This window comes from Methanosphaerula palustris E1-9c, from assembly GCF_000021965.1.
In the GTDB taxonomy this organism is placed as follows: domain Archaea; phylum Halobacteriota; class Methanomicrobia; order Methanomicrobiales; family Methanospirillaceae; genus Methanosphaerula; species Methanosphaerula palustris.
In genome coordinates this window covers 2,393,188-2,407,309 of the sequence record NC_011832.1, presented here as the reverse complement: position 1 = coordinate 2,407,309, position 14,122 = coordinate 2,393,188, and the positions used below count along the sequence as shown (strand labels likewise).

The 14,122-nt window shown below is 58.6% G+C and carries 11 protein-coding genes; 1 reads left to right on the top strand and 10 read right to left on the bottom strand.

Features of this window, described 5'->3' with window-relative positions; translation table 11 throughout:
* Positions 1-27: 27 nt before the first annotated feature.
* The 8 genes from MPAL_RS11270 to MPAL_RS11235 form a co-directional block, all read right to left on the bottom strand.
* Positions 28-3,897, bottom strand: coding sequence for a DNA-directed DNA polymerase II large subunit (locus tag MPAL_RS11270; protein WP_048146029.1), 3,870 nt, complete (start codon positions 3,895-3,897; stop codon positions 28-30).
* Between the two features lie 68 nt (positions 3,898-3,965).
* Entirely contained in the window at positions 3,966-6,227 is a 2,262-nt protein-coding gene (locus MPAL_RS11265; protein ID WP_012618865.1) for a DEAD/DEAH box helicase, read from the bottom strand.
* The gene (locus MPAL_RS11260) at positions 6,217-7,305 is read right to left on the bottom strand and encodes a ribonuclease H-like domain-containing protein (RefSeq protein WP_012618864.1); all 1,089 of its coding nucleotides are present in this window, start codon (positions 7,303-7,305) and stop codon (positions 6,217-6,219) included. Before MPAL_RS11260 ends, MPAL_RS11265 begins: the two co-directional genes overlap by 11 nt.
* A gap of 57 nt (positions 7,306-7,362) precedes the next feature.
* Positions 7,363-8,418, bottom strand: coding sequence for a PAS domain S-box protein (locus MPAL_RS14740; protein ID WP_012618863.1), 1,056 nt, complete (start codon positions 8,416-8,418; stop codon positions 7,363-7,365).
* The gene (ercA, locus tag MPAL_RS11250) at positions 8,402-9,565 is read right to left on the bottom strand and encodes an alcohol dehydrogenase-like regulatory protein ErcA (RefSeq protein WP_012618862.1); all 1,164 of its coding nucleotides are present in this window, start codon (positions 9,563-9,565) and stop codon (positions 8,402-8,404) included. Before ercA ends, MPAL_RS14740 begins: the two co-directional genes overlap by 17 nt.
* 54 nt (positions 9,566-9,619) lie before the next feature.
* On the bottom strand, positions 9,620-11,251 hold the full coding sequence (locus MPAL_RS14735; protein ID WP_012618861.1) for an ATP-binding protein: 1,632 nt from the start codon (positions 11,249-11,251) through the stop codon (positions 9,620-9,622).
* Positions 11,251-11,877, bottom strand: coding sequence for a chemotaxis protein CheX (locus MPAL_RS11240; RefSeq protein ID WP_012618860.1), 627 nt, complete (start codon positions 11,875-11,877; stop codon positions 11,251-11,253). Before MPAL_RS11240 ends, MPAL_RS14735 begins: the two co-directional genes overlap by 1 nt.
* On the bottom strand, positions 11,874-12,233 hold the full coding sequence (locus MPAL_RS11235; RefSeq protein ID WP_012618859.1) for a response regulator: 360 nt from the start codon (positions 12,231-12,233) through the stop codon (positions 11,874-11,876). The genes MPAL_RS11240 and MPAL_RS11235 overlap by 4 nt, the downstream gene beginning before the upstream one ends.
* 155 nt (positions 12,234-12,388) lie before the next feature.
* Here MPAL_RS11235 and MPAL_RS11230 point away from each other — a divergent pair, with 155 nt between their 5' ends.
* Entirely contained in the window at positions 12,389-12,673 is a 285-nt protein-coding gene (locus MPAL_RS11230) for a DUF1922 domain-containing protein (protein ID WP_012618858.1), read from the top strand.
* Between the two features lie 237 nt (positions 12,674-12,910).
* On the opposite strand, the gene MPAL_RS11225 is transcribed toward MPAL_RS11230, so the two are convergent.
* Both MPAL_RS11225 and fhcD read right to left on the bottom strand, forming a co-directional pair.
* A complete protein-coding gene (locus tag MPAL_RS11225; protein WP_012618857.1) occupies positions 12,911-13,084 on the bottom strand; it encodes a rubredoxin in 174 nt (57 codons plus the stop codon).
* A 150-nt stretch (positions 13,085-13,234) separates the two neighbouring features.
* Positions 13,235-14,122 (bottom strand): formylmethanofuran--tetrahydromethanopterin N-formyltransferase, encoded by an 888-nt coding sequence (gene fhcD / locus MPAL_RS11220; protein WP_012618856.1) that lies wholly within the window; start codon positions 14,120-14,122, stop codon positions 13,235-13,237.

The following is a 14,122-nucleotide window of genomic DNA, read 5'->3' as shown; positions in this document are numbered from 1 at the left end:
AGGAACGCTTCCAGTCCCCCGTGCCTCTCACATAAAGTCCGCGAGGCCGAGCTGCTGCTCCTTCGCCGCCCCGAAGGTGGACTGGATCGCCATGTCCAGCACCTCGACCCGCTGGCGGGTGTACTCCGAGACCGCATACTTGTTACAGATCCCCTTGGAGATCTCCAGGTATTTCTTCACTGACCCCTCATGCACAGTCGGGATGATCGTATTCCCGCACTTGATGCACCGTCCGGCGAGCGGCATCCGACGGTACTTGGAGCCGCACCGGGTGCACCTGAACTTCTGCTTGGAGAAGGCGGATAGGTTTCCCATCAGGTCGGGCATGAAGTGGGTCTTGAGCACTCGCTCTGCCACATCGTCGGCGTCGACGGCCCGGATCTTCTCGGCCAGGTCGAGTTCGGCGCCGAGCTTGTCGACCATCGACTCGAGGATCGTATAGGTGGACTCGAGCGGCCCTTCCGAGATATTGGAAGTATCATGGGTGAACATGAACCCCTCCAGCTGGGCTGGGGTGCCGAGCCGCCGCTCCACCCGATCGATCAGGGCATCGAGGTCTTTTGGGTGGGTGTACTGCTGGGCGGCCAGGTAGAATTCCAGTGGATAACTGGACCCGACATCGACGTTCAGCGACTCTTTGTCGATCTCGGCCGGGTCGAGCCTGGAGGTGAGCACCAGCGGAGCATCCATCGATCCGCCCCTAGTCTCTGGCAGAAACGAACGGGAGAAGTTGATCAGCCCGTCGAGGAGCATCATCACACAGTCCTCATCCCCGTCGCACTGGCCGGTGAAGATTCCGTCCGCGACCAGGGTGTGGTCATCGGCCACCGTCAGGCAGAAGACCCTATCGTCGGGGCAGGGAACGATGTCCAGTTCGGTGATCCGGTCGGCGAGCACCTGCCCGCCTTCGTAGACCGGGACAGCGTCTCCGATCTTAACTTCGTCGGCCCGGATCTTTTTGAGGTAGTCCACGTCCCAGATCAGCATCGCATGCTCGGGGGTGACCGAGACTACCTTTCCCCGGGAGGTCCCGAACCGGATCAGGGCGGGCGGGGCCCGGTGCACCGAAACCGAGGTGATCTTCTTGAGATGCATCGTTCCCTGCGTATCTACCGATCGGGTCAGAAACGACCTCTTTGGATCAGAGTAGAATGTGCCGAAATGGTCGAGCCCTGGATTTGAAAGGTCAAAGTTCTCGAGGACGAACTGCCGGATCGGCACCTTCGTCCAGGAGCGATAATCATAGACCTCGATGACCGTATCTCCATAGAAACAGTTCCGCCTCTTCGCAGCATGGAAGAACGGGTGGGCATAGCCGACATTCGCTTTTGTGAACCCGACCAGCCTGGCCAGTACTCCGGCACTGGTGTGCGGTGCAAGTCCTATTACCAGGTGGCCGATCAGGTCGGCCCGGGACGTGACATTGTAGAATCGGGGGAGGTGGTAGACCTTCTCCAGCAGATCGTCGATGAAAGCCGTCACCTCCAGCAGCCAGACGGCACACTTCTCTGAGACCAGGATGTCCTGAGGCCGGAGTTCCACCACCTGCGTCGGGTCGGTCAGCGGCACCCCGTAGACATCCTGGGTGTACCCGAGGGCGACCAGTTGTTCGGGGGTCACTCCGCACTCGTCGGTCCGGATATGGGTCAGGGGAAGATCGATCATATCGTACCTGACCGTCCCGTCCTTGAAGACATAGAGGCTGTGCCGGGCCCGGAGGACCCCCTTGGCCAGGTCTTCGACGACCCGCTCCCGTGAGATCAGTCCCTTTACCCCCTTGACGAGCGGGACCATCCCAGTCCTGAGGCCGAGTTCCTCAAGGACCGTAGCATAGTCGTTCTTAACATTGATCGAGACCGTCTGGGTGCAGACCGTCCCGCCATCGCACCGGGGGCACCTGTCCGCGTTGATCTCTATGTTGCACTTCGGGCACCGGAAGACAGGTTCAGTGTGAGCCCCGCAGGTGCATCGGTTCTTGTAGGTGATCGTCTTGCATGCGGGGCACCGCCGCTCCCCAACCTCTGCAGTGATCACTCCACCGTCCCGGTTTCGTTCCGGAGCGTAGGTCGAGGCCTCCTGGAATGAACGACGGGCGCCGCCGGCCTCGCCGACCGGGAAGAGTGCGTGGGGCGGAGGCTTCATCTCCCGCGCCTTGGACTTGCCGGGCCTGCCCATCCGACCCCCGATCCGCGTCCCTCCCTTCTGCCGCATCGCAAACCCGGCGAGGTGGCAGGCGAGCGACAATGCATTATGGCCGTCGGTCGGCGCATCCGCCCAGACTCCTCGCCTCTGCAGGTGCAGGTCGAGCCCGAGGGCTGCTATCAGCACCAGATGACGGGAGATGATGATCCGGTCGTCCCTGACTGTGTGTGGAACCAGCAACTCCTCGAGGATCGCTTTCCCTTCCGCTTCGCAGGGAAGGACGAGCCCGGCTCTGGTGACCGCCCCGGTCCGGCTGACCCAGTCTGAGAGAGTAATCAGTTGTTCTGGCGTGATGTCGTCCCACATCTGTGTATACTCTGGATGGAGGTATCCCCCGTCGAGGGCCAGCAGGATCGCCTCGGTCTCGTCCGTCGGGCGGCTTGCTCCGTTGCTCTCCAACTGCCACCACTCATCGCAGTATCCGCAGGGTACCAGCAGATGGTTGTTCTCCAGAAACTCACCGTACGAGACAAGCATCTCACCGACATCGAGGATCCGCTCCACCGACCCGGAGATCTGGTGGGCGAGCGCCAGATCATCGACCCGGAGGACGTCCCCGTTCACCAGCCTGACCGTCGGCCCCTCGATGGTATCCACCGGCACGATCCCCGCGGCCTTGCCTGGTCGTTCGACCTTCATCTGGGTACCGACCGCCAGAAAATCGCCGAGTAGGTGCATCGTCGCCGGGTGGAGGCCGGCCGCCGCGAACCCGGTGTTCCGTGCCCTGCCATACCGCAACCGGAAACCCCCTTTACGCATAGGATATGAGAAGACCGGCCGACCGCCGATCAGGTCGCGGATGTATTTGTCCTTGGGTTTAACCCCGATCTCATCGTCGTCGTCACCAGTCTTCACCGTCCCGCTGATCAGTTCGTCGAGCCATTCCCAGCCCTCCATCTTCATCTTCCGGACGTTCTTCTGGATCTTCGGGGCCTTGAGGGCCATCCCTTCGGCGACGACCAGCGCCATCCCGCCCCGGACAACGTTCGTCTCGACCCGTTCCAAGTTCCGGTACCCTGAGACCTCCTCCTGCTCGGTTGCCTCACCATCGATGCAGACCGGACAGTTGGAGACGATCGTTCTGATCTCCTTCTCGCTCGGCAGGTACTGGAGCGACATGATCGAGTTATACTGCTTGATCTCCTCGATGTACCGTTCGACCTCCTCGGGGCGCGGGATGAACCTCCCGATCCCAAGTTGCTGCCTGACATAGTCGCCGACCAGCACCGAGAGCGCCTGTGCTGTTCCGCCGGCGCTCCGGATCGGGCCGGCATAATAGATCTTTAGGTAATCGGTTCCGTCATCGTTCCTGCCAAGACAGATATTCCCGATTCCCTCGGTGGGGGCCGCCACCACCCCTTCGGTCAGCAGGGCCATCCCGGTCCTGATCGCATGATCGAGGATCTCCTCCCGAGTCGTCTCTCCAAAGCGCTTGGCGACGAAGTCGTCGCCGATCCGGAGGGAAGCCTCCTCTCGGGACATCGTCTGTTCGAGTTCCCGAATCCGTGCCGCGACGCCTGTGATTCCGAGCAACGCTTCGACCCGGTCGGCCAAGTCATTGGCTATCGGGATCTCGACCCTGGTCTTGGGGTCGATCCCCAGAGCCCTCGCTTGCTCTGCAACACTGATCGCCTCGTAGAGGCCATCCTGGAGCCTCTTATGATAGGCTGCCATCATCGGGGAGACCTGCAACATCAGGATCAGATGGTCGCACACCTGATATAAGAGCGAGGGTGTGAGACCTCTGGTTATTGGACTTGGATTCAGGGTGTTGAGAGTGCCGCCTGGATCTTCGCAAGGACCATGATCGTCCCCTGCTTGTCGAGCGGACAGTTGTCGTTTCCGCATTTAGGGGAGTGGATGCAGGCCGGGCAGCCGTCGGTACAGGGGCAGGAGGTGACCAGGTCCCCGGCCATTGCCGCCAACTTCCCGAGCAGGGACGGCACCCTCGCTGTCAATCCTGCCCCGCCCGGGCAGCCGTCATAGATACAGATCAGCGGCCCGCCGGTCTCCGGTGCCATCACCATCGAGACTCCGCCGATGTCCTGCCGATCGCAGAGCAGGTGGACCGGCATCACTGCGATCAGGGCGTGTTCTGCCCCATGAAGCGCACCGGCCGGGTCGAGGCCGGCTACAGTCAGGTCTTGGAGCAGCGTCGCAGAGAACTTCAGCGAGACCCCTCGGGTCTGAAAGGTAAGGGGTGGCAGGCCGAGGTGATGGGTCGCGAGCACCTCGCCGTACTGTCTGATCTGGTAACCGGTGAAGGTCTCCTGCACGGTCACCTCCCCGGTCTCGATGGTAAGTCCTGGGCGGACAGTGGTGGTTGCGACGGTGCCGGCGGTGATCTCGGTGGCATGGAGCGGCTTTGTGGTGTATTCGACGTCGACCGGTTCGGCGGTAATATCCAGGTTCTCCGGTTCCATCGCCGTCACTGCGAAAGTCTCCCCCTGGTGGAGGAGGATGGCTCCGGCGAAGGCCTCCCGGTAGGCCTGGTGTCGGTCAAGGGTCTCCAGCACCCTGCCGCCAGCGACCACCCGGAAGATGTCACCGCTCAACCCGTCGAGTTTGACGGCCTCGGTAGCCCGCTGTCTTCCGGCATAGACAAGGCCAGACTCGGTCTCTGCCAGCAGCCGTTCTCTGACGAGTGCAGTCGTCAGCGGCGAGAAGAGCGGACCGAAGAGATCCTGGTCGCCGTCAGTCAGCGGCAGTTCTGCAGCAGCGCAGAGGAGCTGTCCTGAGACGATCGCCGGGTTTCCCAGGTCTATGATAGCCTGCTCGTGCGGGGCGGCGAAGAACGCCTCGGGGTGATGCATGTAATACTGATCCAGCGGTCCCTGCTGGGCGATGACGGTTGCGACCGACGGCACCTCCCGTCGGCCGGCCCTGCCAATCTGCTGCCAGGTCGCGATCATCGTGCCGGGATACCCGCAGAGCACCACCGCATCGAGCGAGCCGATATCGATCCCGACCTCTAGGGCGGAGGTGGTGGTCAGCCCATGGAGTTGACCTTGCTGGAGCCGGTTCTCGAGGTCCCGCCGCTCGGACGGCAGGTACCCGGCCCGGTAGGCCGCCAGTTCGTATCGGTCCACCTCCCCGGCCTGCTGCAGGTACTCCTTCGCTACTGTGGTGATCACCTCTGCGGTCTTCCTGGACTGGGCAAAGCAGAGGGTCTGCAGGTCATGTCTGACCGAGGTGAGCATCACCTCGGCGGCGGCCGTGATCGTCGACCCTGTCTCCCCGGGTATATATGGGTTGTACAGGATTACGTGCCGTTTCTGTTGCGGCGCGCCGTTCCTCTCGATCAATCGACAGGGATGGCCGGTCAGCATCTTCCCGAACTCCTCCGGGTTCGCCAATGTTGCGGTCGAGAGCAGGTACTGCGGGGTCCGCCGGTACCCCCGGCAGATCCGTTCCAGCCGCCGAAGCAGCAGGGCGATCGAGGAGCCGAAGACCCCTCGATACCGGTGCGCCTCATCGATAACGATGAACTGCAGTCCTGCCAGGAACCGGGACCACTTATAATGCCAGGGAAGGACCTGGTGCAGTTCATACGGATTCATGATTACAATCCTGGACTGGTTGCGGATCTGCGGCCGCATTCCCTGGGGCGTGTCCCCGTCGTAGACCGCCGGTCCTATCCGGATACCACTGGCAGCCTCCAGATCGAGGAGCACTCGCATCTGGTCCCTGGCCAACGCCTTGGTCGGGTAGAGGAAGAGAGCGGTGGCAGCCGGCTCTGTTTCGAGTCGCTCAAGCACCGGCAGCGAAAACCCAAGGGTCTTGCCGCTGGCCGTAGGGGTGGTGAGGATCAGACTTCCCCCCAGTCTGCATTCCTCGATAGCCGCGCACTGGTGGGTGTACAGGCGGATATCCCGCTCGTCGAGCATCCTTTCGAGGCGCAAGGAGAGCGGACGTTCCAGGGAGCCATACGCAGCCTCCCGCCCCTCGATAGACCTAACTGCAGCAATTCGCCTGCTGTGGCGTTCCGAACCCTTCAGGGCTGCCAGCAGGGCTTCAGCGGTCATGATAGATCTCCTGGATCAGCCCGTAGAGGTGTGCCGTGGTGACCAGATCCTGCCGGTTGTGCTCGACGATCGGCACCAGCGGCCCGGGGTTACCTGTCTGCTGATAGGCAGCGTAGAACTCAGGGACCATCGCCGACGGGAGATCGTCCTCTCTGACCGTCCCGCAGAGTTTTGCCTCCAAAGTACCGAGTTTGCAGTCCTGGAATTGGTTCTTCCAGAGCGATCGGCTGTGGTGGAGGAGATCGATCTGAGGCAGCCTCGGCTCCGGCAGCCGGTAGTAGGCGCATCGCTCCTGCAGATACGGCAGGTCGAAGGACCGACCATTAAAGGTGATCAGTACGGTCCCCGGCGAGAACAGTTTGAGCGTGGCCATCAGGGCCGCCTGCTCGTCCCGGACCCCCTTCAGCAGGAACTGGGTGGTGATCAACTGGTTCTCCCTGAGCCTGGCTAGCCCGAAGAGGATGATCGGACGGGAGAAGAACCCAAGCGTCTCGATGTCGAAGAAGAGGAGGTCGCTCTTCTGCAGGGGTGACCCTGCCAGGAAGGCGAGCCGGTGGGAACGAGAATGGCGCGATAGAACCAGGTCGAGCAGGTCGTTTCGGTCAGTCATTTCGATCCGTCGCTGCACCCTGCTCGCTTCCTCCCTGAACCGCCGATTCCAGATGAGGTCGTTAATCGTTCGATATCCCCGTCGTTGCAGGCTCGCCGCCGTCCTGGCCCCGATTCCCGGAATCAACGTCAGATCCTCCCAGAGCAGGGTCCGCAGCAGGTCGGGGTCAGGCCGGTCCAGCCTGCAGTCAACAGAATCGGTGACTTGGTAACAGCTCCGGCCGTCCGGCATTTCGATCACTTCCCCGTTCAGTGCATCATCGAACGAAACATTCAGGTAGGCTTCGAGCAGTTCCTGCTTTATGGACAGCCCCCGCTGATAGGTGGATGAAAAGAGGTATGAATCGCTGAATCCTGCCCGATAGATGTTGTCGTGTGTGATTACCGTATAGTCACGGGAAACGTCGATCCTGGCGGCGAGGTTGCTGCAGATCTGGTCGATCGGGGTAGACATAGGGATGATCAGCATCTGGTGTCGGCTGGATAAAAGGGTTGAAGGCTGCAGGGTGAAAGTGATCGTGAACGATCAATAGTACTTCTTGATGAAGGATCTGACCTTCTCTGATTCGAACCACCCTCGGTCGAGACGGTCGATGATCCTGTCGATCTCCTCTGCCTGCCTGAGAATCTGTTTGGTATATATCCCCTCCTCCAGGTCTGCGAGCCCGACGATCACCGCCAGCGGGTTTCTGATATGGTCGCCGAGGGTTGCAAACTGCACGATGTTCTGCTCGATCTGCTGTAGGGCCTCCCGCTTGATCCGATCGAGTTCCCGGCGTCCCCGGATGTCCCGGATCATCCAGCAGAAGACCACCTTTCCTTCTGGATAGGTGATCGGGTTCTTCCGGACCTCCACCGGAACCCGGCTTCTATCCTTGCGGATCAGTTCCCCCTCGACCGGGACTGTGGCGGACGGATCTGCGGTCAGAGTTGTCGACCCGTCAGCCACCAGATCGACAGGTGAGAGGTGGACCAGTTCCCCAGCTGTATATCCAAGCAACTGCTGGAGTGCCATATTCGTCTCCACAATCCCCTCGTTCTCCGGGTCCACGATCATCAGCCCATCGGAGACCTGCTGAACGACCCTCCTGTACCGGTTCTCCGACTCGGTCAGTGCCTCCAGAATCCGATTCCTTTCGGAGATGTCCCTGGCCACGGCCACCAGATAGTCATTTCCGCCAAAACTGGTGAACCGAATAGTCATCTCCACGCAGATCTTGCTTCCATCCTGCCTGAGCAGGCAGGTGGTCAGGGTCTGCGTTGGGTGCAGGTCTGCAGTTACCAGTCTGGAGGGATCGGGGGTACCGGGGGGTGTCAGATCGCTGATCTGGAGATTGAGCAACTCGTCCCGCCGGTACCCAAGCTGTTCGCAGGCGGACCAGTTCAGGTCTGTTATTCTCCCTACAGGCAGTTGGATCAGCAGGATAGCATCATTGGACTGGTCGAGGAGGGCCCTGAACCGTTCCAGATCTGTAAGTTGTGCTTGCAGTTCCGGGTAATAGTTCTTACGGGTGGAATGTTCACCAAGTCCGATAATCTGCTCACGCAGGTGATCCCAGTGATCATCAGAGGAGTTCTTCATAGATCGCCTCGATCTCTTCCACCGTCGGCTTCTTTGGGTTGGTGACCATGCAGGGGTCCTCCATAGCATCGGCAGCCATTAACGAGATCACGTCCCTGGTTACCCCAAGCATTTTGAGATCCGGCATATCCTTAATGCCTGCGGCCAGTCCCCTGATCCCGGCGCAGACCGACTCCTTCACTTCCTGGTCAGATTTATCCTTGAGATCCAGCCCAAATATCTCTCCGATACGGGTGTATCGTTCCGGTACCGCAGAGAAGTTGAATGCGACGACCTTTTCGAGGAGGATGGCATTGCAGACCCCGTGTGGGATGTCCAGAAGACCGCCGAGGGCATGAGCCATTGCATGGGAGGCCCCGAGGCTCGCATTCGAGAAGGCCAGTCCTGCCTCTAGGCTCGCAAGCATCAGGCTCTCCCGCTGTCCATTTGTGGTGCTTTCAGTTACCTGTGGAAGGGTAGTGGCCAGCAGCCGGATCGCCGCCAGGGCCTGGAGATCGGTGATCGGGGAACTGGCGTTGGAGACAAAGGCCTCGATGGCATGGGCCAGGGCGTCGAACCCGGTCACTGCGATCAGGTGCGACGGGAGGGTGATCAGGGTATCCGGGTCGATCAGCGAGACATCGGGGACGATTGCCTTGCTGATGATCGCGAACTTCCGACGCCTGGTCTGGTCATAGATGATCGCAAACTGTGAGAGATCTGCTGAAGAGCCGGCGGTGGTTGGAACACAGACAAGGGGTGGACCAGGCCTCTTCACCTGGTCAACCCCTTCAAAAGAGATAATATGCTCGTGGTGTGCTGAGACGATCCCGATCCCCTTTGCACAGTCGATGGCCGATCCACCTCCCACTGCGACGATTCCATTGCATCCGCCAGCCTGATACAGCAGTGCTCCTTCCATCACCTCTTCCACCCGGGGATTAGAAGAGACCTGATCAAAGAGATGAACACTGACACCGACCTCGGTCAGCGTCTGTACCACCTCATCTACATATCCGGTTCTGACCACCCCGGGATCGGTAACCAGCAACACCTTTCTGGCCCCGAAGTTCCGAGCATACTGCCCGGCGAGCATACGAGCACCGCTACCGTAGACAAACTCTGGAGATACAAATTTCCTGAGTCTTGATGTGTTTGTCGGTATCATCAGGTCACCGGATTCTGGATAAGATATCTTAAGCCTGTACTGGTAAATACCTTGTCAGTTCCCCTTTGTCGGAGATCCTTTCATAAGGGTGAACCTGATGGCCGCCCCCTTTCCGGGGTCGCCTGGTATCCGGTCCTCAACCTGGATTGTGCCACCGTAACGCTCGACCAGGGATCTGGTGATGAAGAGGCCGAGCCCCTTCCCGGAACAGTCCTGATCTCCCCGTGAAAACCGGTTGAAGACCATCTCCTTCTGAGAATCCGGGATACCGGGGCCGTCGTCCTCGACGGAGATCTCGACCATCTCCCTGAGATCCCTGATCCGGACCTGTACTCTCACCGACGGCCCCCCATACTTCAGACTGTTCCCGATCAGGTTGGTGAAGATCTCGGCGACCAGATCGTCGACCATCACCATCACTTCCCCCGAAGGAACAGCGATCCTGGTCTCATCGAAGTGCTCTGCCTCAGATCTGATCACCCTGACCAGGTCTGTATTTTGTAGGGGTGTATGGTTCTCGTGGATCCGCCGGATCGTGGAGACGTTCCTGATGATCTCCCCGCTCTTCTCGACTCCGACCAACAGGCGTTCTGCGATATCCTGGTCCTCTCCATCCAGGGTCTCGGTCAGCAGGGTGGCATACATCATCGTCGCCGTGATCGCATTGTTCACATCATGGGTGACGATATCAAGGTACAGGTTCGCCCGGGTACAGGTAGACTGTACCTGCTGCTGCAGTTCTGTCTTCACGACCGCAGCCCCGATCTCCCTACCGATCGACTCGAGAATACCCCGCTCATCATCGTCGAACTGGTGGACCTGTGAACTGACGACATTCATCCCGCCAACGACTCGATCGTCGGCGATCAGAGGGATCGAAGCGGCCACTTTAAATCCGAGAGCCTGGAAGATCGGACTCAACTGGTGCTGGTCCTTGAAGAACAGGGAGGATCCCTCGATCAGCACCTGCCTGACCTGGGGACTGGTGATCGTGATTGTTCTGACTACTTCGACGAACTCAGGCGGGAGCCCCTGGGATGCGATCAGATCTGCAGTATTCTGCTGGTCCTGTCGGATCAGGCAGACCCCTCCCCCTTCAAAACCCAGCAGGGAGATGACCTTTCCGAGGACGAGGGTTACCAGTTCGTCGACCGATGCGGATGAGGTGGCGACCTGTGTGATCTGGTGAAGGATGGAGAGTTCATTGTTCTTCTGCCTGATCTCCTCCTCTCCCTGCAGTCTACAGGTCATCTCCTCGAGCACCTGATCGCGCATCCCCCGGTAGGCCTTGACCTGGTTCACTAGATCAGTCACATCCTCTATCGAGAAGAGGGCATGATAATGGCCTTCCCCTGACGGTAGTGCCGTTACCGTCGTCTTCTGGTTCTGCATCCGTCCGTTTCCAAGTGGCACCGGGATCATGTACTGGTGGAGTTGGGACGAGAAGATGGCCGGTACCCCCTGCTCAAAGACCGCGCAGAGCCGCATCGTGATCTTTGGGGATACCAAATCGGGGAAGAACTCTCCAATCTGCCTTCCGGCGATCGTCTCACTGCTGATTCCAGTCCAGCCGGCAAGGGTATTGTTCCAGAAGAGGACGGTCATATCGCTGCGCAGCACTAGGATCCCAACTGGCACTGCGTTCAGCAGCATATCCCGGTCCCAGGCCTCTTTGATTGGTATCATTATTCAGCAGGTCCTGCACTCAATTTGTCGATCCCCGCGAAGAGGGCGTCCAGCGATCTGGTCTCCAGGATCAGCAGAATATCCCCCTCAATATGGAGGTGTTCGATACTGAATCGGGTCTTTATGAACAGCATCCACTCGTTGAGGGCTGCTGCATCAGAATGTACAAGTGCCGCGATCGATCCCTCCAAGTAGATGGGAAGGCTGTACCTGACATGCTCATTGAGCATATTCGTGATCGAACCCATCACACAGTTCACGACAATATTCCCCACCTCGATCAGGGTCACTGCCCTGAGTGCGTCGAGGTCGGGGGTTCCCTGTTCCTCGTCGGTCAGGCACGAGACCAACTGGGCCGCACTGGCAGTCGGAAAAATCAGGGCCGCTGTGCCGGAGAACGAGCCGGAGAAGTCCATCTTCACGGCTGCCTGTCGATCGTCAACCCGCCCATACACCACTTCATTGAGGTCATCGAGAGTCACCAGGTCGATCGATGGGACCCGCAGCGAGATCTGGTGCGAGGTCATCTGGTTCAGCATCCCGGCTGCTTTTCCGACACCGATGTTGATCAGTTCTGTCAGGGCGTCCCGCTTCTCGCCGGTCAGCACCTGTGGCATTTGGTTCATGCGCCAAGCCCACCCAGTACTGCGCTGGTCAGATCCTCCATCTTCACTGGCTTGTTCAAGAACCCGGCGGCACCGAGTTCAAGGCATTGATCCCTGGTTATCTCCTGGATATCGGCGGTTAACACCAGCACCGGAACCGTATTTTTCAGTTTCTGCAGTTCTGAGAGCACGGTGAACCCGTCCATCTCCGGCATGACCAGGTCGAGCAGGATCAGATCAGGTGCGTCATCAAGGACACGTTCCAGTCCCTCCCTGCCGTTTTTTGCCTCTATCGTTTCGTAATTAACCTGTTGCAGTGTTTTTCGGATAATTCCACGCTGGAATGATGAGTCATCGATGATCAGGATCCTGGCCATGCGGATACGTCTCCTGTGATCCTATAGAACACCCGCGTGGATAATTCTTCACCTCCCCTCTTCTCGGGTGTGGGGATCTTCGAAAATAAACCGGTGCTCCTCACTGAACAATCCCGAAGAGTTTTTTACATCTGAAATCGCATCTTGCGTTGTCCATGTTTCACGTTCTGCGTTGTCCCGGTTGCTCCACCTTCACCTACGTGGACCGGTTCGAACGCTGGAAACTCTGCCATGTCTGTGGTGAGGTGATCAATGCCAAACGGGCTCCGGTTTATCTGGATGTTAGGGACTATCGGGATGCTGAGGACGTGGTCGTTCAACTTGAGGAGTTTCTCCATGCTGCCGGCAGGGATGATCTCTCACGCGAGGAACTTGAGACCCTTCGGCGGGAGTATACCCAGTGGCTGCGTCTCCAGAACGGTGATGACTCATCGCTCTGATATCATGGATCCTCGTTAATCATCGAAGATCTACCTGATGGTACAGATCCTGTGGTTCACGTGTAGGGGGTAGCGGTTTCGAGAAGAATCCCCTGAATTCTTAGAATGATAATACCAGTGCATATTTTCTGAATTAACCGATATCAGACATTTTTTTTCATCTTCGATCGGTCAAAATGTTGCATTCTACATGATCTAAAAAAGATGAACGGTGCCCTGTGATTTGGGTAAGCCGTATCAATTATCGAGTTTCTTGAAGACCCCTTTCTTGGTGATATAGATCCCGCATTCGGGGCATCGCCAGGTCTTGGGCAGTTTCTCAAACGGTGTTCCGGGCTCGATCCCACCCTTTGGATCCCCTTTGACCGGATCGTAGATATAGTGACATTCAAGACAGATATATCGGTCCATCGACAATCAATCATCAACTCCTTATGATCTGGGTCTGATCGCATCGATCAGTGCGTTTCACTGGTAGGAACTGCAGATTTATCAAATGATTGGATCTAGCACCTTTCTATAAAAAAAGGTGAGAAGATGCATGAACATCTTCGATAGGACTCAGAAGAGGTCCTTTAACTGGAACTGGTGCGGGCCGAGGCTGCCGCCGTAGTTCCCTGCGCTGATGAACTTCACGCCAGGGATCATGCATGCCGCTCTGATCCCCGCCCCCATTGCATCGGCGACGGTCTCGGCGTCGACACCATCTATGACGATCTCAAAGACCGAGTTCACGCCGTCAGGGATCTTAGAGTCCTCGACCTTTCCCTTCAGGGACGGGCAGTAGGCCTCGTTGGTCGAGGCATTCATGAACTTGTACTTCTTCGAGCCGACCTTCGAGCCACTCGCAACGATACCACCTGGGAATGACGTGATGGCACCCTCGACGCCGCTGATCGCATCGCTGGCGGCCTGGGCCCCGACCAGTGCAGCCATCTGGTTCTCGCCCATCACAAAGAAGTTACCGCCTGCGACTCCCTTGACTGCACCGTACTCCTCCTCGATGATGAACTCGCCACCCATCAGCGGGATGGCCCAGCAGTCCCGGTCTCCGACCTTCTGCTGGTATTCATAGCCATCTCCGAAGAAGTGGAGCTTCACTGGGATCTTCTCCTCAGCGCCCGGCAGACCGTTAAAGGCTGCTGTGGTCGGAGCGGTCAGGATGCACTCGCCGATTCGCTCGATCAACTGTTCTTTCAGTTTCTTCTTGGATGGGTTGCAGATCAGCATCGAGTAACCAGGTCTTCCATCAGGTGTCTCCTCGGCGGGGACGAAGGTGTCGACACCGCACTCAGCAGTACATCCTATACATGATGTTGCGAACCCGCTTGCCTCAACAGCAGCGGTGTAGGCGAGGTCCATCGTCGCAGCAGTGATGAGCACCCGCGAGATCCAGATTGGGAAAGCCTCGGCATAGGTGTCATCGATTGGTACTCCATTAAATTCCAT

What these genes read in the sequence shown, in the direction of transcription:
- MPAL_RS11270 (WP_048146029.1), bottom strand. Translation starts at nt 3,897, where the DNA reads ATGTTGCAGGTCTCCCCGATGATGGCAGCCTATCATAAGAGGCTCCAG.
- MPAL_RS11265 (WP_012618865.1), bottom strand. Translation starts at nt 6,227, where the DNA reads ATGACCGCTGAAGCCCTGCTGGCAGCCCTGAAGGGTTCGGAACGCCAC.
- MPAL_RS11260 (WP_012618864.1), bottom strand. Translation starts at nt 7,305, where the DNA reads ATGCTGATCATCCCTATGTCTACCCCGATCGACCAGATCTGCAGCAAC.
- MPAL_RS14740 (WP_012618863.1), bottom strand. Translation starts at nt 8,418, where the DNA reads ATGAAGAACTCCTCTGATGATCACTGGGATCACCTGCGTGAGCAGATT.
- ercA (WP_012618862.1), bottom strand. Translation starts at nt 9,565, where the DNA reads ATGATACCGACAAACACATCAAGACTCAGGAAATTTGTATCTCCAGAG.
- MPAL_RS14735 (WP_012618861.1), bottom strand. Translation starts at nt 11,251, where the DNA reads ATGATACCAATCAAAGAGGCCTGGGACCGGGATATGCTGCTGAACGCA.
- MPAL_RS11240 (WP_012618860.1), bottom strand. Translation starts at nt 11,877, where the DNA reads ATGAACCAAATGCCACAGGTGCTGACCGGCGAGAAGCGGGACGCCCTG.
- MPAL_RS11235 (WP_012618859.1), bottom strand. Translation starts at nt 12,233, where the DNA reads ATGGCCAGGATCCTGATCATCGATGACTCATCATTCCAGCGTGGAATT.
- MPAL_RS11230 (WP_012618858.1), top strand. Translation starts at nt 12,389, where the DNA reads ATGTTTCACGTTCTGCGTTGTCCCGGTTGCTCCACCTTCACCTACGTG.
- MPAL_RS11225 (WP_012618857.1), bottom strand. Translation starts at nt 13,084, where the DNA reads ATGGACCGATATATCTGTCTTGAATGTCACTATATCTACGATCCGGTC.
- fhcD (WP_012618856.1), bottom strand. Translation starts at nt 14,122, where the DNA reads ATGGAATTTAATGGAGTACCAATCGATGACACCTATGCCGAGGCTTTC.